The sequence below is a fragment of the Candidatus Methylopumilus planktonicus genome (genome assembly GCF_000981505.1).
Taxonomy (GTDB): domain Bacteria; phylum Pseudomonadota; class Gammaproteobacteria; order Burkholderiales; family Methylophilaceae; genus Methylopumilus; species Methylopumilus planktonicus.
Window position 1 is genome coordinate 1,298,669 of the sequence record NZ_LN827929.1, and the last position, 25,604, is coordinate 1,324,272.

General features: G+C 39.4%; 20 protein-coding genes. 12 read left to right on the forward strand and 8 right to left on the reverse strand.

Going from position 1 to position 25,604, the window contains the following annotated elements; genetic code table 11:
* The first annotated feature begins 3 nt into the window (after positions 1–3).
* Genes thiC through mutY form a run of 4 tightly spaced genes read left to right on the forward strand, consistent with a single transcriptional unit; the run spans position 4 to position 4,365 of the window.
* A complete protein-coding gene (gene thiC / locus BN1208_RS06820) occupies positions 4–1,899 on the forward strand; it encodes a phosphomethylpyrimidine synthase ThiC (protein ID WP_046489034.1) in 1,896 nt (631 codons plus the stop codon).
* Positions 1,900–2,706, forward strand: a complete 807-nt coding sequence (locus tag BN1208_RS06825) for an undecaprenyl-diphosphate phosphatase (RefSeq protein ID WP_046489036.1) — start codon at positions 1,900–1,902, stop codon at positions 2,704–2,706.
* Positions 2,693–3,346: an exopolysaccharide biosynthesis protein gene (locus tag BN1208_RS06830; RefSeq protein WP_046489038.1), complete on the forward strand. Its 654-nt coding sequence runs from the start codon at positions 2,693–2,695 to the stop codon at positions 3,344–3,346. Before BN1208_RS06825 ends, BN1208_RS06830 begins: the two co-directional genes overlap by 14 nt.
* Positions 3,343–4,365, forward strand: a complete 1,023-nt coding sequence (gene mutY, locus BN1208_RS06835) for an A/G-specific adenine glycosylase (RefSeq protein WP_052734669.1) — start codon at positions 3,343–3,345, stop codon at positions 4,363–4,365. The genes BN1208_RS06830 and mutY overlap by 4 nt, the downstream gene beginning before the upstream one ends.
* Here the strand turns inward: mutY and BN1208_RS06840 are convergent.
* Positions 4,354–4,788 carry a GNAT family N-acetyltransferase gene (locus BN1208_RS06840; RefSeq protein ID WP_046489042.1) on the reverse strand — a complete coding sequence of 145 codons (435 nt, stop codon included), beginning with the start codon at positions 4,786–4,788 and terminating at the stop codon, positions 4,354–4,356. The genes mutY and BN1208_RS06840 overlap by 12 nt on opposite strands.
* A 70-nt stretch (positions 4,789–4,858) precedes the next feature.
* On the opposite strand from BN1208_RS06840, the gene BN1208_RS06845 reads away from it, so the two are divergent.
* Both BN1208_RS06845 and BN1208_RS06850 read left to right on the forward strand, forming a co-directional pair.
* The gene (locus tag BN1208_RS06845; protein WP_046489044.1) at positions 4,859–5,287 is read left to right on the forward strand and encodes a DoxX family protein; all 429 of its coding nucleotides are present in this window, start codon (positions 4,859–4,861) and stop codon (positions 5,285–5,287) included.
* Positions 5,288–5,450: 163 nt separating this feature from the next.
* Positions 5,451–6,050: a cytochrome b gene (locus BN1208_RS06850; RefSeq protein WP_046489047.1), complete on the forward strand. Its 600-nt coding sequence runs from the start codon at positions 5,451–5,453 to the stop codon at positions 6,048–6,050.
* A gap of 122 nt (positions 6,051–6,172) precedes the next feature.
* On the opposite strand, the gene BN1208_RS06855 is transcribed toward BN1208_RS06850, so the two are convergent.
* Genes BN1208_RS06855 through BN1208_RS06870 form a run of 4 tightly spaced genes read right to left on the reverse strand, consistent with a single transcriptional unit; the run spans position 6,173 to position 10,725 of the window.
* Positions 6,173–7,396 (reverse strand): ABC transporter permease, encoded by a 1,224-nt coding sequence (locus BN1208_RS06855; protein ID WP_046489048.1) that lies wholly within the window; start codon positions 7,394–7,396, stop codon positions 6,173–6,175.
* Positions 7,397–8,104, reverse strand: coding sequence for an ABC transporter ATP-binding protein (locus tag BN1208_RS06860; protein ID WP_046489049.1), 708 nt, complete (start codon positions 8,102–8,104; stop codon positions 7,397–7,399).
* A 3-nt stretch (positions 8,105–8,107) separates the two neighbouring features.
* Positions 8,108–9,310 carry an efflux RND transporter periplasmic adaptor subunit gene (locus BN1208_RS06865; RefSeq protein ID WP_046489050.1) on the reverse strand — a complete coding sequence of 401 codons (1,203 nt, stop codon included), beginning with the start codon at positions 9,308–9,310 and terminating at the stop codon, positions 8,108–8,110.
* 8 nt (positions 9,311–9,318) lie between these two features.
* Positions 9,319–10,725, reverse strand: a complete 1,407-nt coding sequence (locus BN1208_RS06870) for a TolC family protein (RefSeq protein ID WP_046489051.1) — start codon at positions 10,723–10,725, stop codon at positions 9,319–9,321.
* Between the two features lie 385 nt (positions 10,726–11,110).
* Between BN1208_RS06870 and BN1208_RS06875 the strand changes: the two genes are divergently transcribed.
* The 6 genes from BN1208_RS06875 (at position 11,111) to htpX (ending at position 18,375) form a co-directional block, all read left to right on the forward strand.
* Positions 11,111–12,316 carry a TolC family protein gene (locus BN1208_RS06875; protein ID WP_231854579.1) on the forward strand — a complete coding sequence of 402 codons (1,206 nt, stop codon included), beginning with the start codon at positions 11,111–11,113 and terminating at the stop codon, positions 12,314–12,316.
* Entirely contained in the window at positions 12,316–13,461 is a 1,146-nt protein-coding gene (locus BN1208_RS06880; protein ID WP_046489052.1) for an efflux RND transporter periplasmic adaptor subunit, read from the forward strand. The genes BN1208_RS06875 and BN1208_RS06880 overlap by 1 nt, the downstream gene beginning before the upstream one ends.
* A 2-nt stretch (positions 13,462–13,463) precedes the next feature.
* A complete protein-coding gene (locus BN1208_RS06885) occupies positions 13,464–16,559 on the forward strand; it encodes an efflux RND transporter permease subunit (protein WP_046489054.1) in 3,096 nt (1,031 codons plus the stop codon).
* Positions 16,560–16,577: 18 nt separating this feature from the next.
* Entirely contained in the window at positions 16,578–16,913 is a 336-nt protein-coding gene (locus BN1208_RS06890) for a P-II family nitrogen regulator (RefSeq protein WP_046489056.1), read from the forward strand.
* Positions 16,914–16,980: 67 nt separating this feature from the next.
* Complete coding sequence (locus tag BN1208_RS06895) at positions 16,981–17,475, forward strand: glycine zipper 2TM domain-containing protein (protein WP_046489058.1); 495 nt, start codon at positions 16,981–16,983, stop codon at positions 17,473–17,475.
* 18 nt (positions 17,476–17,493) lie between these two features.
* A complete protein-coding gene (gene htpX, locus BN1208_RS06900; protein WP_046489061.1) occupies positions 17,494–18,375 on the forward strand; it encodes a protease HtpX in 882 nt (293 codons plus the stop codon).
* Here the strand turns inward: htpX and hemE are convergent, their stop codons facing one another.
* From hemE to BN1208_RS06915, 3 genes are read right to left on the reverse strand one after another with little or no spacing between them, the layout of a single operon-like run.
* The gene (gene hemE / locus BN1208_RS06905; RefSeq protein WP_046489062.1) at positions 18,376–19,443 is read right to left on the reverse strand and encodes a uroporphyrinogen decarboxylase; all 1,068 of its coding nucleotides are present in this window, start codon (positions 19,441–19,443) and stop codon (positions 18,376–18,378) included. It abuts the gene before it with no gap.
* Positions 19,444–19,481: 38 nt separating this feature from the next.
* A complete protein-coding gene (locus tag BN1208_RS06910; protein ID WP_046489064.1) occupies positions 19,482–20,909 on the reverse strand; it encodes a glutamate synthase subunit beta in 1,428 nt (475 codons plus the stop codon).
* A complete protein-coding gene (locus tag BN1208_RS06915; RefSeq protein WP_046489066.1) occupies positions 20,909–25,537 on the reverse strand; it encodes a glutamate synthase-related protein in 4,629 nt (1,542 codons plus the stop codon). The genes BN1208_RS06910 and BN1208_RS06915 overlap by 1 nt, the downstream gene beginning before the upstream one ends.
* Positions 25,538–25,604: the final 67 nt, after the last annotated feature.

Consider the following 25,604-nt stretch of genomic DNA (forward strand, 5'->3'; position numbering starts at 1 on the left):
TTCATGAATGCGACCGACAAACAATTAAAAAAAAATATTGATCAATTTTTAAACGAAACAGCGTCACTCGATCCTGAAGCGCTCAAATCTTTTGCAAAATCAAAAAAGGTCTACATCACAGGTTCGCGTCCTGATTTAAAAGTTCCTTTTAGAGAAATATCTTTATCGGATACCCCTTCATCTTTTGGTGCTGAAAAAAACCCACCGGTCATGGTCTATGACACTTCAGGCCCTTATACCGACCCTGATTATCAAATTGATATTCGTAATGGACTTCCCTCATTAAGATCTCAATGGATTGAAGAAAGAGATGACACTGAATTTTTAGAAGGTCCTACATCTATCTTCGGACATGAACGCAAGACAAATCCTGAGCTCGCCAAAATGCGTTTCAATTTATTAAGACAACCACGACGCGCTAAGATAGGTAAAAATGTGTCGCAAATGCATTACGCTAAACAAGGGATTGTCACACCCGAAATGGAATATATTGCCATTCGAGAAAATCAAAGACGTGAAGACATGTCTGCTTTATTACAAACACAACATCCAGGTCATGATTTTGGCGCAGCCATTCCCAAACAGATCACACCAGAGTTTGTAAGAGATGAAGTGGCTCGGGGTCGCGCTATCATTCCTGCCAACATTAATCATCCTGAAACAGAGCCCATGATTATTGGTCGTAATTTTTTAGTGAAAATTAATGCCAACATCGGTAATTCTGCACTAGGCTCTAGTATCAGTGAGGAAGTTGAAAAAATGGTGTGGGGGACACGTTGGGGTGCAGATACCGTGATGGATTTATCCACGGGAAAAAACATTCATGAAACACGTGAGTGGATTATTCGTAATAGTCCCGTACCGATTGGAACCGTCCCCATTTATCAAGCGCTCGAAAAAGTAGATGGCAAAGCTGAAGATCTGACTTGGGAAATTTTTAAAGACACACTCATCGAACAAGCAGAACAAGGTGTCGATTATTTTACGATTCATGCGGGCGTGAAATTAAGTTATATACCGATGACGGCAAAACGTATGACGGGTATTGTGAGTCGCGGTGGGTCAATTATGGCGAAATGGTGTTTAGCACATCACGAAGAATCATTCCTTTACACACACTTCGAAGAGATTTGCGAAATCATGAAAGCTTATGATGTCAGCTTTAGTTTAGGGGATGGCTTAAGACCTGGCTCCATTTATGACGCAAATGATGAAGCCCAGTTTGCAGAACTTAAAACTTTAGGCGAGCTTACACAAATTGCATGGAAACATGACGTGCAATGCATGATTGAAGGCCCAGGACATGTGCCGATGCACCTCATTAAAGAAAATATGGATCTTCAACTTGAACATTGCGGCGAAGCTCCTTTTTATACATTGGGCCCGCTTACCACCGACATTGCTCCAGGTTACGATCACATCACATCCGGCATTGGTGCTGCGATGATTGGTTGGTATGGATGTGCAATGTTGTGTTACGTCACACCTAAAGAACATCTAGGTTTACCTGATAAAGAAGATGTCAGAGTAGGCATCATCACTTATAAGATTGCAGCGCATGCGGCCGATCTTGCTAAAGGTCATCCAGGCGCACAAATCCGTGACAATGCTTTATCGAAAGCACGTTTCGAGTTCCGCTGGGAAGATCAGTTTAATTTAGGTTTAGATCCGGAAAAAGCAAAAGAATTCCACGATGAAACCTTGCCGCAAGAAGGCGCTAAACAAGCACACTTTTGCTCCATGTGTGGTCCGCATTTCTGTTCCATGAAAATCACACAAGACGTAAGAGACTATGCAGCAGCAAAAGGTATGAAAGAAGATGAGGCCTTGAAAAAAGGTATGGAAGAAAAATCCATTGAGTTCATTAAGAAGGGCGTTGAAATCTACCAAAAAACTTAAATGGATTTCTCACTTTATTTTTCAAGTTTGATTCTAGGTCTTATTGAAGGAGCCACTGAATTTTTACCTGTGAGCTCTACAGGGCATCTGATTATTGCGAGTGAGCTTTTAAATTTTAACCATGCCTCCGCCAATGTTTTTGAAATCTTCATTCAATTAGGTGCCATTTTAGCGATTGTGGTCGAGTATCGCAAAACACTTTTTACAGTCGCGAGTGGAGCCCTTCATGATAGAACTTCTCAAGACTTTGTCTTACGTCTTTTCATTGCATTTTTACCAGCCGCGATCTTAGGTCTTTTATTTCATAAAGCGATTAAAGCTTATTTATTTTCACCGCTTTATGTGTCATTAGCCCTCATCTTAGGAGGTGTTGTCATGATAGCCATTGAAAAACGTCCATTGAAAGTGAATACAAAAAGCACAAACGACATCAATATGATGCAGGCATTTAAAATTGGCTGTGCACAATGTTTATCGTTAATTCCTGGAGTATCAAGGGCGGCTGCAACAATCATGGGCGGCATGCTCACAGGATTAAATCGTAAAACAGCGACTGAATTTTCTTTTTATCTTGCGATCCCCATCATTACAGCAGCATCCCTTTTTGATTTACTCAAAAATTTCCATGATTTAACCCCCCAAGATCTGCCTATTTTTGCCATTGGCTTTGTCACCGCATTTTTGAGCGCCTATGCCGTCATTAAACTTTTTATTCGCTTTGTCGCCACACATACCTTTATTTCTTTTGCCTGGTATCGCATTATCTTAGGCATCATCGTCTTCACTTATTTTAATGGCCAAGTCTAATCATCGCGCACTCATAGAGGCTCTCCACCGGATCGTTAAAAGCGCTGAGCATCGTCCTGTGAGCATCAAACAAGGCTTATTAAAACTAAATCATTTTGGTTTTTCATTTATTAGTTTTTTATTAGTCTTGCCGTTCATGCAACCCTTCCCTATAGGCCCTATAAGTGTCTTAGGAGGAGTTACCTTCGCAGCATTTGGGTGGCAAATTTTAAAAGGGTACGCCACACCCCATCTGCCGCAAAAGATTGATGACATCACTTTAAGTGTTGATAATTGGAGACGCATTACCAATGCAGCGATCAAACTGATTCAGTGGACAGAAAAATTCACTAAACCTCGTTTACTCATATTAATTCAAGGCCCTTTAGGTGTTCGAATTGAAGCCTTATGCCTTATTTTCGCAGGAATTTTAATGGCTGTTCCTTTTGGTATTCTTCCTTTAAATAATTTTTTTCCTGGCCTTGCCATTTTATTTTGCGCACTAGGTCAACTTCATAAAGATGGGCTTTTTGTTCTGATTGCTTTCTTTTGGATTCTTTTTACTATTTTTTATTTTTCATTATTTTTTATAAGTCTTTACCTCCTTGGTCTTGAAGGTTTTCAGAATTTCAGCCACTGGCTACACCAACTCTTTTCATGAAATCACTTGCTGATCGATTAATTACTTGGCATGCCAAGTCAGGTCGACATCATTTACCTTGGCAGCAATCAAAAGACCCTTACGACGTTTGGGTATCAGAAATCATGTTGCAACAAACACAAGTAGCCACTGTGATTAATTATTACCATCGCTTCATGAAAAAATTCCCGACCATCAAAGCATTGGCAGATGCCGATGAAGAAGAGGTCATGCGATTATGGAGTGGTTTAGGATATTACCGACGTGCGCGTTTTTTGCATGAAGGTGCGCAAATGATTATGGAAGAGATGGAAGGAGTCTTTCCTTCTCACTTTGACATGATGATGAAAATACCTGGCATTGGACGCTCTACCGCAGGGGCCATTTCAGCATTTTCGTTCAATCAAAAAAAAGCAATTCTCGATGGCAATGTGAAGCGTGTCTTAAGCCGTTATTTTTTAATTACACAATGGACGGGATTACCTAAAACAGAAAAAAAATTATGGGATTATGCTGAGTCAATTCTTCCAGATAAAAACATCGCGACTTATACGCAAGCACTGATGGATTTAGGCGCTACGATATGTAATAAAAAACCTATGTGTGAAAGTTGCCCATTAAAAAAAACATGCCTCGCATTTCAGAAAAATAAAGTGCATCTGGTACCAACCCCTCGACCTCGAATAAAAATTCCAACTGAATCAACGCATATGGTCATTATTAAACATCACGATGAGGTTTTACTTATTAAGAGGCCTCAGGGTGGCATATGGAGCGGGCTATGGTCACTCCCTCAATATGAAAATAAATCTGCAACACCTCGTGCATGGATTAAAAAAAATTTCGGATTAGATGTGAGTTTGATAGAAAAAGATCTTAAAGCTTCAACGATATTTACCCATTACAAGCTCGATATTACTTATAGTATTTTGGAAGCTAGATCACAGCGTGCGAAATCTCCTCACGCGTGGCTATCCTTAAATACGATAGAAGGAGCAGCCATACCAGCCATCACCAAGAAAATACTTTTAAAACTCTAATGTCATATCACGATGCGGAATTTCAGCATCCAAATAGATATCGCTCATAACTTCAAATCCAAACTTCACATAAAAATCGATGGCGTTACATTGAGCACTGATATGGATGGCAGAGAGTTGATTGAGTTTCGCAGTCACAATCGACTTTTCTATTAAAGCGCTTCCAATGCCTTGGCCGCGATGCTCTTTTAATACTGCCATGCGTCCTAATTGCATATGACTTTGAATCACAATGGCCCTCGCACATCCAATAGCCTCCTCATCTTTAAAAACTAAAAAGTGAATTGCTTTTTCATCCATGCCATCCCACTCTAATTGAGGCGTCACTTTTTGTTCTTGAATAAATACTTTCTCACGAATATTCTTGAGTTGTGTATGGCCATCTATCCACTTTACGATCTCAACTTTCAGATTATTTTTCATAAGTGAAACGCTTGCATCTTGATACTGTTAGAGGCATGATGTGTTTACTATCTCTAATTTTAAGGATTGTATGAATAAATTTTTACCTGCTATTGGGCGTGTATTTATTGCACAAATTTTTCTTGTATCCATTCTCATATCACTTAACGGCATTATGAATACGCCTGATGGTTATATTGCTTACCAAAATGGATTGATGAGTCATGGTCTTCCAGGTATTTTTGCACCGATCTCGGTCATTGTGCAACTCTTAGGTGGCTTTGCTCTTTTTGTGGGGTTTAAGACAAGACTTTCGGCACTTATATTAACCATTTATACATTCATCAATGCACTGTCTTATCTATATACCTCTACAATACTGCCTTCTCCTATATACCTCATTCCGCTCCAACAAGCTCTTCAGTACATAGCGATTACAGGCGGACTTATCATTTTAATGCAAAATCCAGTCACCACATTTGCACTTGATAATGTAACAAAAACAAAAAAACGTAAATAAGTTTTTTAGCATTCATAAAAGCAGCCATCGGCTGCTTTTATGTTGATCTAAGTCACATATTGTAATCAATCATGGTTAGCATTAAAATAATTCATAAGAATACTCAATGCTTTTTAGTGAGTTAAAATGAAATTGATGTTTTACTAATTTTAAGGAATTCAAGATGGCAACAGCATCCACAAAATATACAAAGACCGCAATCATTCTTCACTGGCTCATAGCAGTGGCTATTATTTTTATGTTTATATTAGCTTGGTTTATGACAGACCTTCCCAAAGAAGCTCCTAAGTCTGCGAGCTTTGATCTCTTCAATTTAGGATTTTATACTTGGCATCTAAATGAAGAAGCTTCACCAAGAAGTTTTTATTTCAATCTCCATAAATCTGTTGGTGTTACTCTTTTAGGATTAATTTTGTTTCGAGTTTTTTGGCGCCTGACGCACCCTGCACCTGCACTTTTAAAATCAATGAAAGTATGGGAAAAAAAATTAGCCAAAGGGTCGCACCATGCTTTCTATCTCGCGATGGTTCTTCTTCCTCTCTCTGGGGTCATAATGGCAACGTATAGTAAATACGGAATTAAATGGTTTGGAATCCCCATGATAGAAGGGCTAGGCAATGACGAAATGAGAGAAGTTTTCAAAATGATACATGATTATATGGGCTATATTATGCTCGCTTTATTTGCTCTCCATCTTCTTGGTGTAATCAAGCATACTTTTATTAATAAAGATGGTGTTCTAAAACGTATGACCTTTAAATAAACTCTTGTGAATTTTATATATAAGCCAATAGTTAAATCATATTTCCAGCATGTTCGATCAAAATACGATGGTTTGGATTCCTAAAAATAGTATCCCAGAATTGCTGCTTCTCAAATAAATATTTACTGATACCTTAAAGCTTCGATTGGGTGAAGCTTGGCGGCCTTACTTGCTGGATAATAACCAAAGAAGACACCCACACTCGTAGCCACTGAAAAAGCTAATACGATGGATTGCATTGAAATTAAAATTTCAGCGCCCACCATTTTTTTTACAAGCATTGCGCCACCTAATCCAAGCGCGACCCCAATCACGCAACCTACAATAGAAATCACACACGCCTCTAAGAGAAACTGAAGCAGAATATCTTTTTCACGCGCGCCTATCGCCATACGAATACCAATTTCACGAGTGCGCTCGGTGACCGATACCAACATGATATTCATAATACCGATACCACCTACAAGAAGTGAGATAGAAGCAATGGCTCCCAATAGCATCGACATCGTTTTTGCGGTTTCACTTGCAGTTTTGGCCATAGCCGTTAAATTTCTCACTGAAAAATCACTTTCCGCATTTTCACGAATATTATGTCGCTGACGAATCAAATCATTAATCGCATCTTCAGCAACTTCCATATATTTTTCTGATTTGGCTTGCGCCATGATCATGCGCACACTTCCTGGAATTTGATTACCAAATAATTTTCTCTGCGCTGTTGTGATGGGGACGATAATGGTATCGTCCTGATCTCGGCCATCAAAGCTTTGTCCTTTGCTTTCTAATACACCCAAAATTGTAAATGGGTTTTTTTTGATGCGAATCGTTTTGCCGATAGGGTCTATATCATCACCAAATAAATTTTCGGCAACTGTTTTTCCAATGAGAGCCACACGGTTTGCAGAGCGTACATCAGCATCTGAAAATAATTCGCCGCTATCGACATTCCATCCGCGAATGGAAAAGTAGGTAGGGGAAGTGCCAATAATCGATGTATTCCAATTGTTCCCTGAAAAAATGATTTGTGCATTGCCGGTACTTATCGGAGCAATGACTGCAATATCTTCCAAGTCCCCAACAGCATTCGCATCATTTATATTGAGCGCTGAAGAATTACCTGACCCACTTCTCAAGCCTGAGGCGCTTGAAGAGCCCGATAAAATTACGAATAGATTACTACCCATCGAATCAATCGATCTTTTAATAGATTGTTGGGCGCCTTCCCCGATGGCCATCATCAATATCACAGCGCCTACACCAATGACCATACCTAACATAGTTAAGAATGTGCGAAGACGATTTGCACTCATAGCATGCCAGGCTTCACTCAACATGGAAAAAAACATTTAAGCCTCTACCTTTTCTTTTGTATTACGGGAATCTTCCACAATTTTTCCATCTAAGAAACGCACTTGTCGGCTCGTGTGATCTGCAATATCGTTTTCATGAGTGACAATAATAATGGTGTTTCCAATTTGATTAAGCTCATCAAATATTTTCATAATTTCACCGCTCGTTTTACTATCTAAATTACCTGTAGGTTCATCGGCTAAAATAATGCGCGGTTGATTAACAAGAGCTCTTGCAATAGCAACTCGCTGCTGCTGTCCTCCTGAAATTTGACTCGGCTTGGAATCAAAATAATTACCTAATCCCATTCTTTCTAAAATATTTTTAGCTATCTTTGTTCTTAATTCTTTTTGATCTTCAGCATAAACTAATGGTAATGATACATTTTCAACTAAGGTTGATCGCGCAAGTAAATTAAACCCCTGAAAAACAAACCCAATGGTTTTGTTACGAAGTTTTGCTAGCTCATTACTACTTAAAGATTTAACGGAATGACCATCGAGCATGTATTCACCTTTGGTAGGGCGATCTAGACAGCCTAAGATATTCATGAAAGTCGATTTACCTGAGCCTGAAGGGCCCATGATTGCAACATATTCGCCATCATCAATCGTTAGATTCACATCTTTGAGAACAGGAAAAACGCCTGCAGCAGTATCGTAATCTTTATAAAGACCTTGAATCTCAATGACTTTTTTTGTCATAGATTAAAAGACTCGTGGCGGACGACTCGGGCCTTGTGCATTTGAACCGCCCGGTTTTTGATCTGTTGACATGTCAGCCGTAATCACAAATTCATTCGGCTTAATATCTGAAGACACTATCTCAGTAAATTTGCCATTCGTAATGCTTGTTTTAACCCTAATCATTTCAGGCTTGTTGTTTCTTAAGACATAAACTTTGCCAGAACCTAAACCGTCGTTGTTTGTTTTAGCTTTATTGTCATCTGGTTTTTTATCTTTCTTCATGGCTAATTTCATTTCTTCATTTTTAGGTCGATAACGTAAAGCTGCGTTAGGTACCAACAAAACATTGTCATGTTTTGCAAAATTAATATTCACGTACGCTGTCATGCCTGGTAATAAAAGTTGATCTGGATTATCCACTGAAATCACGACGTCATAAGTCACAACATTCGCTGTATTTGTTGGATTGAGTCTAATTTGTTTAACCATACCTTCAAAATTTTGATTAGGAAATGCATCTACATTAAATTTAGCTGTTTGGCCGACTCGAATACGGCCAATATCTGCTTCTGCATAACTTGTATCGATTTGCATCTTGGATAAGTCTTGCGCAATTTTAAACAAGGTCGGTGTTTGTAAGCTTGCTGCCACCGTTTGACCGACATCCACCACACGGTCCACAACAACGCCTGCCACAGGTGACTTAATAATGGAATAGCCATAATTCGTTTGATCACGTTTGAGTTGTGCTTTGGTCGTACTTAATTGCGCTTCGGCAGATTTTAAAGCTTGAATCGCTTGATCAAGCTCTTGTTTAGATACATATTCTTGTTGTAATAAGTTTCGCATTCTTGCTTCATTCGCTTTGGCTAATTCGAGCGAAGCTTCATTATTTTTTACATTACCTAGCGATTGTGCAATTTGTGCTTTAAATAATTCATCTTCAAGCTCTAAAAGGATTTGGCCTTTTTTTACCTGATCGTTATAGTCCGCGTAGATTTTTTTAACACGACCTGAAACTTGGGTACCCACATTCACAAGCGTCACAGGATTGATCGTACCATTCGCTGTCACATTTTGTTCAATATCGCCCATCGTGACTGGCTGGAGTCGATATAAATCTTCAGGTTTCTTTTTATTCGAGAGTTGATACACATAATAAGCACCAAATAGAAAAGCTAAAATTAAAGCAATATTAATTAAATGAGTGGCTAACTTTTTCATATATTTTATTATCTTTTCTTTTCAGGCAATTTTTGAATCATTGCATTATCAAGGACGCCTATCGATTGAGCAAGAGTTGTTCTTGCAATATTCCAATTTAAAACCGATTGTATTTTTTGTTGTTTTGCATTGGCTAAAGCGCTTTGTGCATTGAGCGTATCAATGATATTTCCAACGCCTTCTTTGTAACGTCCTAATGCTACGCGCGAAGATTCTTCAGCACTCAAAAGTAAGACATTAGACGCAGTAATCGATTCATTTGCTGTCTTTAAATTTTGATAAGCCGTCCATACATCAAGGGATACTTGAAGTTTTAGCTGGTCTCTTTTTGAAGCATTCAGTTCTGCAGTGGCTTCAGCTGAACGAATAAGATAAGTAGGTTTATATCCTTCAAAAAGAGGAATACTTAAAAAAATGCCGAGTTGCGAAGTATTTTGAGAGGTTTGTCCTAATAGATTTTCATCATATTGATTGGAAGCGTCAATCCTAACTTTAGGCTTAGCATCTGCTTTGACGGACTCAATTTTAGCTAATGAAGCCTTTAATTGTGCTTCACTAGCCATTAAGTCAGGTCTTTGGAGCCTTGCCTGCTCAATTAAAGCATCAATATCTTGATCTATTAATTCAGGAATATCATCAAGCTTGCTGTCAGCAATTTGAAAATTAATATTTGCAGGCGCTCCCATGACGTTAGCAAGATTTCCATAAGCCACTTTCAATGTGCCTTCGTTTCTGAGTTTAGTAAGTGTGGCATTGGCAAATGAGGTTTGCGCTTGAAGTTTGTCTGCAGGGGTTGCAATGCCCGCAATATACTTAGCCTCTGCTGATTTAAAACTTTCTTGAGAAAGACGCTCAGTCTCAATCGACGCATTGAGAATTGCTCGACTTGCATGAACTTGATAAAAGCCATTCACTGCAGCTAATAGCACAGTTTGGACTGTTGCATTTTGAGTGGCACTTGCTGCCCTTAAAAGCTGATTGGCATTTTCAAAATTAGCATCGCGACTGCCGAAATCATACAAAAGATAAGATGCAACAATTCTGTTTGTAGCATTCGAATAGTTTGTTGTCCGATTTTTATTTTCTGTTACTGACAAAGTGTCTGTCACTGATGGAAAGAATAGTGATCGCGCTACGCCAACTTGAGCTGATTGAACTTTAGCGTTTGCATAAACTTCTCTTGTTTGAGGGTTACGACAAAGGGCCGCTTCGGTGACTTCGACCAAAGATAAAGGTTTGTCATAAGACTTCTGACTGCATGGGTCGCTTACTGACGGGTCGATATACCCTTGGGGAATAAGTTGAATATTCTCTTCTTTTAAATCTTTATCTGAATACCATATTGATTCAAGCGCGAAGGCTGGAATAAGGGTCCCTAATAAAGAAAAGGTAAGAAAAAAACGAGAAAAATTCAAATGTAAAAATCTTTATAAAAAACAGCTTGTTAAGTGCCTCATAATGGACAAAATTTTATCATGAGAGCACGTTGGGTAGACTAGGTTCAAGCCTATTTAATTCAAAAAATAAGGGAAAATTATTTGGCTAAACTTAAATAGCGGTCTTGCGTAATTAAGTCGATTCACAATGACGTACAATTCGATACAATTATTATAGCCGACAAGACAAAAAAGGCACCCGTTTTTATATCTATTTTGATGCGATTGTATCAAAATAATCACGCTTAAATCTCTGATTTTTATAATAGTTTTAGTATTCAGATTTTATAAAAAATTACGCTTAATACAGTATAATTTACCTATGCGCTCTTACCTTTTTTTAGTCATTTGGGGATTCATTTGCTTGAATTCCACTGCCTCACAAGCGATTGGCGCACCTCAATTTTCTTTAGAGCAATTATTGCAACTTGCTGCACAAGAAAATCCCATCATGAATATATTAAAAGCACAGGAAGATGCTGCACGCTCATCAATTAAAACAGCAGAGTCTTTTTTAAATCCTGAAATTGAAGCAGGATCAGGCCCCAGCAAAGACAGAATTACATCGCAAGACAGAAAAGATAATTGGGGCGTTACAATTTCCCAGCCACTTGAATTTCCTAATGTAAGAAGTGCAAGACGCGCAATTGCGGAATCTAAACTGCAATATTCAGAATCTAGTTCGTTGGCTACTAAAGTAAATTTGAATTTACAAATTAAAAAACGTTTTTATAATGTCATTCAAAATCAAGAAATATTAAGAATTGCAGAAAATGATCGAGATTCTTTACGTGATATTCGTGGACGCGTAGCGCTTAAAGTAGATGTGGGAGACTCGCCTCGTTATGAACTTATTAAAGCTGACACTGAACTCATTTCGGCAGAGCGAGATGCACAAGCTGCTAAATTAAAAATTTATGAAAGTAAGCTTTACTTAAAAGGGCTTGTTGGGAAATCGATTCCCGATGAATTCGATGTGATTGGTATCATGCCTGACTCAAGCATCAAACTTGATATCAATCAAATACGTAATGAAATTAACAATAGCCCTAGAATAAAGCAAATTAAAGCCGCTTCTGAAGTGGCGGAAAATCGTTTACGTCTGGAAGAAAAATTAGTCACCCCTGGCGTCACTTTAAAAGCAGGCGTTAATCAGGATCCTGATTTAACAAGTTATCGCTTTGGATTAAGTATCCCTTTACCTTTATGGAATCAAAGACAAGGACAAATAGGTGAAGCGAGTGCTAACTTTCAAGAAGTTCAAGCGCAATTGAGCGATCAAGAACTTACCTTAACCCGCGATGTTGAATCTGCTTATCAAAGATATTTAATTGCACAACAACAAGTAACTATCTTTGAATCAAGTTTACTTAATCAAGCTGAATCTGTATTAAAAGTAGTGGAGGCGGCTTACCGATATGGTGAGAGAGGTATTCTAGAATATCTTGATGCACAACGCACTTTCCGACTTGTTAAAAAAGATTATTTAACGGCACGTCATGATTATGTTGTAGCTATTTTAGACATTGAACAATTACTTGGTATTGAACTCATGAGGAATCAAATCTAATGAAAAAGTGTTTATTTTATTTATTGCTCATTTTATCTCTGCTGACGGTTGGGCTTGTTGGCTGCTCAAAAAAACAAGAAGTTGCAAAAGAAGAGAAGAAAGACCCGCTCGAAATAGTTATTACGCCTATCATTCAAAGCCAAATCAAAATTGATAAAGCAGATAAGGCTGAAATTAGTGAAGCAGTGAATGTGCCCGGTCGTATCGAAGTTCAACAAAATCGACTCGCTAAGATTGGCTCTCCTGTGACCGGACGCGTCAGTGAAATTCAGGTGTCTTTAGGGCAAATTGTCAAAGCAGGTCAAATTCTAGCCAAAGTAAATAGCGTTGAACTCACCCAAACACAATTGATTTTCATTAAAGCTAAGCAACAAATTGGCCTTAAAACAAAAGCAGTGGTTCGCGCAAAACTTTTATTTGAAGCTGATGTGATCAGTAAAGCTGAAATGCAACGCATTGAAGCTGAACTTGATTCAGTCACAGCGGAATTTGATGCCACAGAAGATCAATTAGAAATTTTAGGCATGACAAAAGCTGCTATTCAAAAACTATCGAACTCTAGCACTGTTAATTCTTATAGTGATGTCACAAGTCGCATTGCAGGTATTGTGATCTCTAAACATGTCAATATTGGTCAAGTAGTTCAGCCTGCGGATGAACTTTTTTCTGTGGCAGACTTAAATCATCTTTGGGCGGTGGCTGAAGTGCCAGAGCAACAAGTGGCTTTTATTCAAAAAGATCAAGAAGTGGCCATCGACATTCCGGCGCTTGATGATACACGCGTCAAAGGGAAAATTATTTATGTAGGTGATATTGTCAACCCAGAAACAAGAACCGTATTAATCAGAACTGAGATAGATAACTCAAATCAAATGTTAAAACCGGATATGTTGATTACCGTAACCGTGCAATCTAAAAAAATATCGAAACTTGCCGTTCCATCCTCAGCCGTTGTCCGAGAAAATGATCGTAGTTATGTTTTTGCGCAAATAGGTCCTAATAAATTCCGTCTAAGAGAAATTGAAATTGGTTCTCGTGATGGCAACATGATCAGCGTCTTAAGCGGTATTACCATCGGAGAAACTATTGTGGTGGACGGTGCATTCCATCTTAATAATGAGCGCAAAAAGAAAGAACTTGAATAAAGATGATTGAATCGCTTGTTAGAGGGTCCATTCAACAACGACTAGTTGTGCTTGTGATTGCATTAATGCTGATGCTTGCCGGCGTTTTTGCAGTTAAAAAACTTTCCGTTGACGCATTCCCAGATGTGACCAACATTCAAGTCTTAATTGCAACGAATGCCTCCGGCAAATCGCCCGAAGAAGTTGAACGCTTTATTACAGTTCCCATTGAAATCGGTATGACAGGATTGCCTGGCTTAACTGAAATGCGGTCTCTTAATAAAAATGGACTCTCACTCATTACATTAGTATTCACTGATGACACAGGCGTCTATTTCGCAAGACAACTCGTGATGGAACGTTTAGCAGAAGTTATGTCAAAAATGCCAGATGGGGTGACGCCTGTTTTAGGTCCAGTTTCAACAGGCCTGGGCGAAATTTATCAATACACATTAGATAAGTCTTCTGATGGCACTAAAGAGCTTTCTCAAGAAGATTTAACTGAAAGACGCAGCGCGCAAGATTGGGTCGTAAGACCGTTGCTTCGAAGTATTCCAGGCGTTGCTGAAATTAATTCACAAGGCGGTTATGTCAAACAATACCAAACGCTTGTCGACCCAGATCGTTTAAGTCATTACGGTTTAAAACTGAGCGATGTTTATTTAGCACTCGCTAAAAATAATACGAATAGTGGCGCAGGTGTTCTTCCTCAATATGAAGAACAATATCTCATACGAGGTGTAGGCCTTATTCAACATCTTGATGATATCCGTGCCATCGTTTTAAAAGAACGTAATGGTGTGCCTGTCTATATGCGAGATGTAGCTGAGGTAAAGCTTGGTCACGAAGTTCGTGTGGGATCCCTCATTAAAAATGGTGATACTGAAGCCGTGGGAGGTGTTGTCATGATGATGCGAGGTGGCAATGCCAAAGAAGTCGTTACTCGAATTAAAGCGCGCGTTAAAGAAATCAATGAAAAGAAAATGCTCCCTGGCAATCTAGAAATTAAACCCTTCTACGATCGAAGTGAACTTGTCGATGCAGCTCTGCTTACCGTCATTAAAGTCCTCATCGAGGGTGTGATTCTTGTGATTGCAATTCTTTTCTTATTCTTAGGTGATGTACGTTCAAGTCTTATCGTGGTGGTGACCTTATTATTGACCCCTCTCATGACATTTATGGCGATGAATTACTATGGTATCTCAGCTAATCTTATGTCGCTCGGAGGACTTACTATTGCGATTGGTCTTATGGTCGATGGATCTGTCGTGGTCGTTGAAAACACTTTTCATAGGCTGGGTCATGACAAAAGTACGGGAAAACTTCGAATTATTTTAGAGTCAGCGACTGAAGTAGGTAAGCCTGTTTTATTTGGTATTGGTATTATTATTTTAGTGTTTTTACCGCTTATGACTATGCAAGGCATGGAAGGTAAAATGTTCGCACCTCTGGCAGTGACGATTGCGATTGCTTTATTTATTTCGTTAATTTTATCTTTTACCTTAACGCCTGTCTTATGTTCTTATTTTTTAAAAGGAGGCAATGGTGATGATACAAAAATTATCCAATGGATTAAAAAGCCTTACCTTCTTTTACTTCAAAAATCATTACACAATGAACGTAAAACAATGTTGATTGCGGTTAGCGCCTTTGTTTTTTCAATTTTCATTATTCCTTTTTTAGGTACATCATTTATTCCAGAAATGAAGGAAGGCTCAATTGTGCCGGGCATTCTTCGTGTGCCTAATATCTCTCTGGAAGAGTCGAATGAAATGGAAAAACAAGCCATGAAAGCGATCATGACTGTGCCTGGTGTGAAGTCAGCTATATCTTCTGTGGGCCGAGGAGAAAGTCCAGCAGATCCTCAAGCACAAAATGAATCCACGCCTATCGTAAGCTTAAAACCAAAAAATGACTGGCCCAAAGGTTGGACACAAGATGACATCGCCGATGCCATTCAAGAAAAACTGAAATTCTTGTTAGGTGTTCAAGTGATTATGATGCAGCCTATTTCAGATCGCGTTGATGAACTGCTTACGGGAGTTAGGGCTGATGTGGCTGTTAAAATCTTCGGTGAAGATTTGCGGTTACTTAAAAGTAAAGCCGATGAAATTGCAAAACGTGCCTCTAAAATTCCAGGGGCTACAGACATTAAAATTGAAAAAATTTCAGGCCAACAATACCTTAATATTAATTTAGATCGTCAAGCAATTGCACGATATGGATTTAATGCCTCTGACATCAATGATTTTATTGAAACAGCTATTGGTGGCAAGATTGCAACGCGCGTTTTCGAAGGTCAGCGAAGTTATAGTGCCGCAGTCAGATTTCCTGAAAATCATCGTAATGATGTCGAAGCTATTAAAGATATGCTCATGACAGCGCCAAATGGCTCAAAGATTGCTTTAAAAAATCTTGCACAAATTGAATTACGAGATGGACCTGCACAAATCAGTCGTGAATTTGCAAAGCGTAGAATTGTGGTTGGTATTAATGTAAAGGATCGTGACTTGGGTGGTTTTGTAGCAGAGCTCCAAAAAATGATCAATGACGAAGTGAAATTACCTGGTGGCTATTATTTTGAATACGGCGGTCAATTTGAAAATATGCAGCGCGCTTTAAGTCATTTGGCCATGATCGTTCCTATTACGATAGCTGCTATTTTCTTCTTACTCTTTTTGCTTTTTAATTCACTTCGTTACGCCACCATGATCATTACGGTGCTTCCTTTTGCAGCAATTGGCGGTGTGTTTGGTTTAGCAATTACTGGTGAATATTTATCTGTACCAGCATCGGTTGGATTTATAGCACTTTGTGGTATCGCCGTTTTAAATGGTGTGGTACTTATCACATGCATCCAGGGCTTAAGAAGAGATGGTATGAATCAATTAGAGGCTATTACCGAAGGCTGTAAACAACGCTTGCGACCCGTGCTAATGACAGCTACAGTGGCTTTACTAGCGCTTGTTCCATTCTTATTTGCCACAGGTCCTGGGTCTGAAGTACAGAAGCCGCTAGCCATTGTAGTGATTGGTGGCTTGATTACGTCAACCATACTAACGCTTCTTGTATTACCTACGCTTTATAAGAAATTTGAAGAGCCTCACATTGAAGCTTAAATTCATAGGATAACAATCATGAAAGAAATTAAAGCCATTATTCCACCACACCGCTTACCCAAGATTCGGTCTGCCATGAGGAATCTTAAAAATTTCCCTGGCATGACAGTCACTAAGGTTGATGGCTGTGGTCACGGCTTAAAAAAAGTCACTGATGATTTAAAACAAGAGTTAACAGACTACACACCAAAAATTCTCATCCAAATGCTCACACCTGATGATCTGGTAGAAGGTGTTTTACAAATTATTGTCGAAGTGGCACATACAGGTCAACAAGGCGATGGTTTGGTATGGGTGACCCCCATTGAACGTATGATTCGTCTTTCCGAAAAAATTATTATAGAAGAAGATTAATTTTTTATAGAATGGAACTTAAGGTAATAATGAGTTATCTTAACAATTTTCAACATAAGGAAATGTCATGAAAAAAATCGCGATTGTTTTATCACTTCTTACAAGCACTTTAGGTTATGCCGCTGATTTTTCAGATATGGCAACTGTTAAGCGAGTGACACCTCGCTATATCGAAGTCAATCGCCCTATTTCTTCATGCCAAACAACCACTGCAGCTGCTCCTCCAAAAGAAAAAGGTATTGCAGGGGCCATTATTGGTGGCGTCGCGGGTGGCTTACTTGGTAGCCGTGTAGGCAAAGGGAGTGGAAAAGTAGCTGCGGGTGCAGTAGGTGCCGCAGTAGGTGCGGTCGTAGGTGACCGTATGCAAAATGACGATACAACAGCGGATACTGGCAATGCTGAACGTTGCACACAACGTGACAATTACCAAAGAGTTCAGGAAGGCTATATTACTGTATTTTCATATAACGGTCATGAGTTTGAAGAAGAGACAGAAACAAAATACCGTGTAGGTCAAAAGGTACCAGTGCAAGTGAACGCAATTGTTGATCAAACTAACTAACGAAAGCTTATTTTTAACATGAAACGTATCTTTTATTTTCTGGTTACCAATCTTGCAATTGTTTTAGTACTTTCAGTTACCATGCGACTGCTTGGTGTAGAGCCTTTTCTTAATGCGAATGGACTTAATTTAAATAGTCTATTAATTTTTGCAGCCGTCATGGGCTTTGGCGGTGCTTTCATTTCTCTCGCTATTTCAAAATGGTCAGCCAAACGAATGTCGGGCGCTGTGACGATTGAAAACCCAAAGACGCTTGATGAAATTTGGCTAGTGAATATAGTCAAAAAACAATCTCAAGCCGTTGGTATTCAGATGCCGGAAGTTGCCATATTTAACTCTCCAGCTGTCAATGCGTTTGCAACAGGCATGAGTCGCAATAGCTCTCTTGTAGCTGTTTCGTCGGGTTTACTTGAAATGATGACAAAAGACGAGGCAGAAGCAGTCATAGGTCATGAAATATCACATATTGCAAATGGCGATATGGTCACACTCACTTTAATTCAAGGTGTCGTAAACACTTTTGTATTATTCTTTTCTCGTGTCATCGGTTATACGGTGGATAAAGTCGTTTTCAAAACTAGACAAGGCACTGGTCCTGCATTTTTTATTACAATGATTATTTCGGAATTACTGTTGGGTGTTCTAGCTTCAATCGTTGTCATGTGGTTTTCTCGTCAACGCGAATATAGAGCTGATATTGGCGGCGGGCAACTTGCAGGAAATCAAAAAATGATTGCAGCACTTCAACGCCTTAAATCACAATACGAATCAAGCGCTTTACCAAAATCAATCGCAGCATTTGGCATTTCAGGCGAACAAGGGATGGGACTTAAAGAATTATTTTCGACTCATCCAAGCCTAGATGATCGTATTGCTAGACTTCAGCAAAATACAAATTAATTATTGAGCGTGAAACTGTTGGCTATATTCGTGCACAGTATTGAGCATGACATCTACATGTTCAGGTGGCGTGTGCTCTGAAATACCGTGGCCTAAATTAAATATATGGCCATGCCCATGACCATATCCATCTAATATTCGTTTTACTTCTTTTTCAATAGCTTCCGGTTTCGAGAGCAGAATGGCTGGATCTAAATTACCTTGTATGGCCAAGCGATTGCCCACTTTTTCTCTTGCTATTTTAATATCGGTTTGCCAATCTAAGCCTAAGGCATCTGATCCTGCTGAGACTTGATCTTCTAACCAGAGACCACCACCTTTAGTAAACATAATAGATGGAATTTTTTTGTCGCTCATCATTTTTAAGCTCGACAAAATCACTTTCATATAAGGTAATGAAAATTCTAAATAGCCTTGATGAGATAGTGCTCCACCCCATGAATCAAAAATCATAATCGCATCGACACCGGCTTCAATTTGCGCATTTAAATACTGCGTCACTGCTTCTGTCGTTGTTTTTAAAATGTGATGGAGTAAATCAGGACGGCTATAAGCCATTTTTTTAATGGTTAGAAAATCAGTTCCACCTTGGCCTTCTATCATATAAGTTGCTAGCGTCCATGGACTTCCAGAGAAACCAATTAAAGGTACGCGTCCTTGCAATGCTTTTTTAATTTGCGACACAGCATCAATCACGTACTTCAAATCTTTACCGATATCAGGAATTTTTAATTTATAAATATCTGCTTCTTCACGTAACGGCCTTTCAAACTTAGGCCCTTCACCAGCCACAAAATATAAACCTAATCCCATCGCATCAGGTACTGTCAAAATATCTGAAAATATAATAGATGCATCAAGAAGTGGATATCGATCAAGTGGTTGTAATGTCACTTCAGTTGCAAAATTTGGATTTTTACAAAGACTTAAAAAGTCTCCGGCTTTTTGACGTGTGGCTCGATACTCCGGCAAATAACGACCCGCTTGACGCATCATCCACACAGGTGTGTATGTTGTAGATTGTCGATCAAGCGCTTTTAAGAAAGTGTCGTTTTGAAGTGTAGTCATAAATTATTTTTAAAACTTTAAAAGTAAAGTTTTAAAAATTAACGTGGAAGAGTAGATGTTCCCATTAAGAATTCATCTACAGCGCGAGCACATTGGCGGCCTTCACGAATAGCCCACACAATTAGGGATTGTCCGCGACGGATATCGCCTGCTGCAAATACTTTAGCTTTAGATGTAATGTAAGCTTCCTTACCTTCGGTTGTTGCTTTTACATTGCCACGTTGATCTTTATCTACACCAAAAAGGTCTAACATTTTTTGTTGGGGACTTACAAATCCCATTGCGAGCAATACGAGATCTGCTTTCATTTTAAATTCTGAATTAGGTACTTCTGTAATCTTGCCGTCTTTCCATTCAACACGTGCTGCGATGATTTCTTTGACATTACCATTTTCACCTACAAAACTTTTTGTGGTGACTGACCAATCGCGCTCACAACCTTCTTCATGTGAACTTGATGTGCGGAGTTTTAAAGGCCAATTAGGCCACACCATTTCTTTATTTTCTTTGACTGGAGGCTGTGGCATCAATTCAAACTGTGTGACTGATGTTGCATGATGACGATTCGATGTGCCCACACAATCAGAACCAGTGTCACCACCGCCAATCACGACCACATGTTTATCTGTCGCTAAAATTTGGTTTTGCAATTTATCCCCTGCCACTACTTTATTTTGTTGTGGTAAGAAATTCATCGCAAACATGACACCATTAAGTTCGCGTCCAGGAACAGGGAGGTCACGCGGATGCTCGGCACCGCCGGCTAAAATGACTGCATCATAATTATTTGTAAGTTCATCAGGCTTCACATTTTCACCAATGTTTTGGTTCACTTTGAAAACAACGCCTTCAGCTTCCATTTGTTTCATTCGGCGGTCGATGTGTGTTTTTTCCATTTTGAAGTCAGGGATACCGTAACGAAGCAGTCCGCCAATACGATCATTTTTTTCATACACAGTCACTGCATGCCCGACGCGAGCAAGTTGCTGTGCCGCTGCCATGCCTGCCGGACCAGAACCCACGATAGCAATTTTTTTATTAGTTTTATGTGTTGGAATTAAAGGTTTTACCCAATTATTTTCCCAAGCCTTGTCAATAATGGCATGTTCAATCGATTTAATGCCAACGGCATCATCATTAATATTTAGTGTGCAAGCGGCTTCACATGGGGCCGGACAAAGACGGCCCGTAAATTCTGGAAAATTATTTGTGGAATGTAAAACCTCTATTGCTTCTTCCCAATTTTGGTTATAAATTAAATCATTCCAGTCAGGGATGATGTTATTAATTGGGCAACCTGTTGTGCAAAATGGAATACCACAATCCATACAACGCGCACCTTGTTTTTTAGCTTCATCGTCACTAAGGTGAAGTACAAATTCTTTATAATTTTTTAGGCGTTCTTGTGGTGGTATATTTTGTTCGCTAATGCGATCAAATTCCATGAAGCCGGTGACTTTTCCCATTATGCAGCTTCCTTTGTAAGTGACGCATGAAGTTCATTCAACGCACGTTTATATTCATTTGGCATCACTTTAATAAATTGCGCTCTTTCCTTATCCCAGTTATCTAAAATAAATTTTGCACGTTCACTGTCAGTATATTTGTGATGTTTTTCAATGAGTGTTTTTAAAATCACTTCATCGGGTTGATTTAAATGCTGAGGCACATGAGCCTGAACTTGTTGTGTCTCTACTTTTTCTAATGACACCATAGATGGATTGCAACGTTTTGCAAATAAACCATCTTCATCATAAACATAAGCAACGCCGCCTGACATACCTGCTGCAAAATTTTGTCCAGTATTACCTAATACGACCACGGTACCACCTGTCATGTATTCGCAACCATGATTTCCTACACCTTCAACCACTGCAGATGCTCCTGAGTTACGCACACAGAAACGCTCTCCTGCTACACCACTAAAATAACTTTCTCCTGAAGTAGCACCGTACATGACCGTGTTACCTACAATAATATTTTCATGTGACTTCACTTTAAATGCTTTCGGAGGTCTAATTACGACACGTCCGCCACACAAACCTTTAGCTACATAGTCATTGCCTTCGCCAATAAGTTCCATAGAAATACCTTGTGCCAGGAATGCTGAAAAGCTTTGTCCAGCGGTACCATTTAAAGTAATTTGAATGGTGTCTTGCGGTAAACCTTCATGACCATAACGTTTAGCAATTTCATGAGACAACATGGTGCCGACGGTACGATTTGTATTTTGAATCGGTAAATTAATGGTTACTTTTTCACGTTTTTCTAATGCGGATTTTGATAATTTAATAAGTTCGTTATCAAGTGCATGTTCAAGGCCGTGTGATTGCTCTTCGCTATGTCGACGAGACACTTCTTTTTCAATATTTGGCTGATAGAAAATTTTACTAAAATCAAGTCCTTGAATTTTCCAGTGCTCAATACTAGCCTGTGTATCGAGTAAGTCAGTACGACCAATCAAATCATCGAATTTACGGATACCGAAAGATGCCATCAGTTCACGCACCTCTTCGGCGACGAAGAAGAAATAATTCACCACATGTTCAGGCTGACCTGTAAAACGTTTTCGCAATTCTGGATCTTGTGTGGCTACACCTACTGGGCATGTATTTAAATGACATTTACGCATCATAATACAACCTTCAACAACGAGCGGTGCTGTCGCAAAACCAAACTCATCTGCACCTAAGAGTGCGCCAATCACTACATCGCGACCTGTCTTCATTTGTCCATCCACTTGAACAGTGACACGTCCACGTAAACGGTTTAGTACTAACGTTTGTTGTGTTTCAGCGAGTCCAATTTCCCAAGGCGTCCCTGCATGTTTAATCGATGATATAGGTGATGCACCTGTGCCGCCGTCATGGCCTGCAATCACAATGTGATCAGATTTTGCTTTTGCAACCCCTGCAGCCACAGTTCCCACACCCGTTTCAGATACTAGCTTGACTGAGATACTTGCACTTGGATTTGCATTTTTCAAATCATGAATAAGTTGTGCTAAATCTTCGATGGAATAAATGTCGTGGTGCGGTGGTGGTGAAATAAGACCCACGCCCGGGACTGAGAATCGAAGTTTTGCAATATAAGCGCTCACTTTATGGCCTGGGAGCTGTCCGCCTTCACCAGGTTTTGCACCTTGTGCCATTTTGATTTGGATTTGATCGGCTGAACTTAAATATTCTGCAGTCACACCAAAGCGACCTGAGGCTACTTGTTTAATCCGTGAACGCAGTGAATCGCCTTTTTTAAGTTTAATATCACTTTCAATTAAGTTAAGACCAATGACATTTGCCACCGTATTATCTTTGTCTAAAGTCAGGAAACGTTTTGCGTCCTCGCCACCTTCGCCAGTATTTGATTTGCCACCGATACGATTCATAGCAATTGCTAATGTGGTGTGCGCTTCTGTTGAAATCGACCCTAATGACATCGCACCAGTTACAAAACGTTTAACGATTTCTTTTGCAGATTCCACCTCATCTAATGCAAGCGGTTTGTCATTCGTTTTTAACTTAAATAATCCGCGCAAGGTCATCTGACGTTTTGTTTGGTCATTAATTAAGGCTGCATATTCTTTATACGTGTCGTATTGATTAGTTCTTGTCGCATGTTGTAATTTGGCAATCGAATCAGGTGTCCACATATGATCTTCACCGCGCACTCTAAATGCATATTCACCACCTGCATCTAATGCATGGGCTAATACGGGATCAGATCCAAAAGCAGATTGATGAATGCGCATAGTTTCTTCTGCAACTTCTTCAATGCCAATACCTTCAATATTCGTAGCTGTTCCTTTAAAGTATGCGTTAATGAGTTGAGAGTTAAGTCCTACTGCTTCAAAAATTTGAGCGCCACAATAAGATTGGTAAGTTGAGATGCCCATCTTAGACATCACTTTGTAGAGGCCTTTGCCAATCGATTTAATAAAGTTCTTGTGAGCAAGAGCATGATCAGACGACATAGCATTCATCGATTCATATGCCAACCACGGACAAATAGCTTCTGCGCCATAACCACCTAAAAGTGCAAAGTGGTGGACTTCACGGGCAGAACCAGTATCTACCACTAAACCTGTATTCGTTCTTAAACCTTCACGCACAAGATATTGATGCGTCGCCGAAGTCGCTAACAATGCTGGAATCGCAATACGATCTTTGGATTGATTGCGATCAGATAGGATCAGAATGTTATAGCCATCCTTCACAGCCTTATGTGCATCATGACTGAGTGTATCGATGGCTTTTTTCATGCCATAAGCATCATCTTTTTTAAGGCCTTTCACATCGTATGTAATATCAAGGACGAGTGATTTATATGCATCTTTTGTGAGCTTAGAAATATTTTTCAACTGTTCTAAGTCATCGAGTGTTAAAACTGGCTGACTTGTCTCAAGGCGAGTAGTGGGTTTTGTTTCTTCCACCGCTAATAAATTCGGTTTGGGTCCAATGAATGTTACAAGCGACATCACTAACTCTTCACGGATCGGATCGATCGGTGGGTTAGTCACTTGCGCAAATAATTGTTTGAAGTAGTTGTAAATAAGTTTTGGTTTTTTTGATAAAACAGGAAGGGCTGCATCGTTACCCATGGAACCTGAATTCTCTTCACCGTTAGCTACCATAGGTTGCAAAATAAATTTGATATCTTCTTGTGTATAACCAAAACTTTGTTGCGTATCGAGAAGTGTAGCTTTAAGTTCTATCTTGCAATTTGTTTTTGGGAAGTCGCCTAAGAAATAACGTGAGCTATCAATCCACTGACGATAAGGTTTATGTGCAGCTAATTCTTTTTTGACTTCCTCATCATCAATAATGCGGCCTTTTTCAATGTCTATAAGAAGCATTTTGCCTGGTTGCAAACGCCACTTCTTAATAATTTTTTCTTGAGGGAATTGCAACACACCCATTTCAGATGCCATCATGACGACTCCATCGTCGGTCATTAAATAACGTGCAGGACGTAATCCGTTTCGATCTAATGTCGCACCAATCATTCGGCCATCCGTAAATGCAACAGCCGCTGGGCCATCCCATGGCTCCATGAGTGCAGCGTGATATTCATAGAATGCTCGACGATTTTCATCCATCATAGGATTGCCCGACCATGCTTCTGGAATCAACATCATCATCGCATGCGGAAGACTATAACCACCAGCGACTAACAACTCTAAACAATTATCAAAACATGCGGAGTCAGACTGGCCTTCGATAATGAGTGGCCATAACTTTTCTAAGTCATCACCCAGTAATTGGGACTGCATACTTTCATGTCGTGCACGCATCCAATTCACATTACCTTGCACCGTATTAATTTCACCATTGTGCGCAATCATTCTAAATGGATGTGCTAAATCCCAAGCGGGAAATGTATTCGTTGAGAAGCGCTGATGCACTAATGCTAATGCTGATGTGACACGCTCATCTTTTAAATCTAGGTAATAAGTATCCACTTCATTTGCAAGGAGCATACCTTTATACACAATCGTGCGACTTGAAAGTGAAGGAATATAAAACTGTGCGGGATCATCGAGCCCTAATTTTTTAGTACTATGTTCGATTCGTTTACGAATGACAAAAAGTTTTCGTTCAAAATGATTTTGATCTTTGACTTCCTTGCCTTGAGCAATGATCACTTGTTTAATATTCGGCTCGAGAGCTTTCGCAGCATCTGCGATATTAGAATTATTGGTGGGCACATCACGCCAAGTTAAAAATGTTTGGCCTTCTTCTTTGATAATGTCAGTGATGATCTTTTCACATTGATTGCGATGCTGAGTTGATTGTGGAAAGAAAATAAGACCGCATGCGTATTGCCCTGAGACGGGTAAATCGATAGCTAATTTTTTAGCCTCATCTCGAATGAGGGTGTCTGGCATTTGAATTAAGATTCCGGCGCCATCGCCCAATTTTGAATCATAACCAGTCGCACCTCGGTGCGTTAAGTTGGTTAAGATCTGAAGTCCCTGCGACACAATGGTGTGACTTTTTGTGCCATGAATGTTCGCGACAAAACCCAGGCCACAGGCATCATGCTCATTTTTAGGGTTATAGAGACCTTGTTGCTCAGGTCTTTCGAATTGAGTCATAAACTACATTAAAATGATTAAACGGAACCTTTAATAATAAAGCCTTACGCCCTGTAATTCAACAATT

Coding starts and splice junctions, on each gene's coding strand:
- BN1208_RS06895 (WP_046489058.1), top strand. CDS start 16,981: ATGAAAAAAATCGCGATTGTTTTATCACTTCTTACAAGCACTTTAGGT.
- BN1208_RS06840 (WP_046489042.1), bottom strand. CDS start 4,788: ATGAAAAATAATCTGAAAGTTGAGATCGTAAAGTGGATAGATGGCCAT.
- hemE (WP_046489062.1), bottom strand. CDS start 19,443: ATGACTACACTTCAAAACGACACTTTCTTAAAAGCGCTTGATCGACAA.
- BN1208_RS06915 (WP_046489066.1), bottom strand. CDS start 25,537: ATGACTCAATTCGAAAGACCTGAGCAACAAGGTCTCTATAACCCTAAA.
- BN1208_RS06830 (WP_046489038.1), top strand. CDS start 2,693: ATGGCCAAGTCTAATCATCGCGCACTCATAGAGGCTCTCCACCGGATC.
- BN1208_RS06910 (WP_046489064.1), bottom strand. CDS start 20,909: ATGGGAAAAGTCACCGGCTTCATGGAATTTGATCGCATTAGCGAACAA.
- BN1208_RS06890 (WP_046489056.1), top strand. CDS start 16,578: ATGAAAGAAATTAAAGCCATTATTCCACCACACCGCTTACCCAAGATT.
- BN1208_RS06825 (WP_046489036.1), top strand. CDS start 1,900: ATGGATTTCTCACTTTATTTTTCAAGTTTGATTCTAGGTCTTATTGAA.
- BN1208_RS06880 (WP_046489052.1), top strand. CDS start 12,316: ATGAAAAAGTGTTTATTTTATTTATTGCTCATTTTATCTCTGCTGACG.
- BN1208_RS06865 (WP_046489050.1), bottom strand. CDS start 9,310: ATGAAAAAGTTAGCCACTCATTTAATTAATATTGCTTTAATTTTAGCT.
- BN1208_RS06885 (WP_046489054.1), top strand. CDS start 13,464: ATGATTGAATCGCTTGTTAGAGGGTCCATTCAACAACGACTAGTTGTG.
- BN1208_RS06855 (WP_046489048.1), bottom strand. CDS start 7,396: ATGTTTTTTTCCATGTTGAGTGAAGCCTGGCATGCTATGAGTGCAAAT.
- mutY (WP_052734669.1), top strand. CDS start 3,343: ATGAAATCACTTGCTGATCGATTAATTACTTGGCATGCCAAGTCAGGT.
- thiC (WP_046489034.1), top strand. CDS start 4: ATGAATGCGACCGACAAACAATTAAAAAAAAATATTGATCAATTTTTA.
- BN1208_RS06850 (WP_046489047.1), top strand. CDS start 5,451: ATGGCAACAGCATCCACAAAATATACAAAGACCGCAATCATTCTTCAC.
- BN1208_RS06845 (WP_046489044.1), top strand. CDS start 4,859: ATGAATAAATTTTTACCTGCTATTGGGCGTGTATTTATTGCACAAATT.
- htpX (WP_046489061.1), top strand. CDS start 17,494: ATGAAACGTATCTTTTATTTTCTGGTTACCAATCTTGCAATTGTTTTA.
- BN1208_RS06860 (WP_046489049.1), bottom strand. CDS start 8,104: ATGACAAAAAAAGTCATTGAGATTCAAGGTCTTTATAAAGATTACGAT.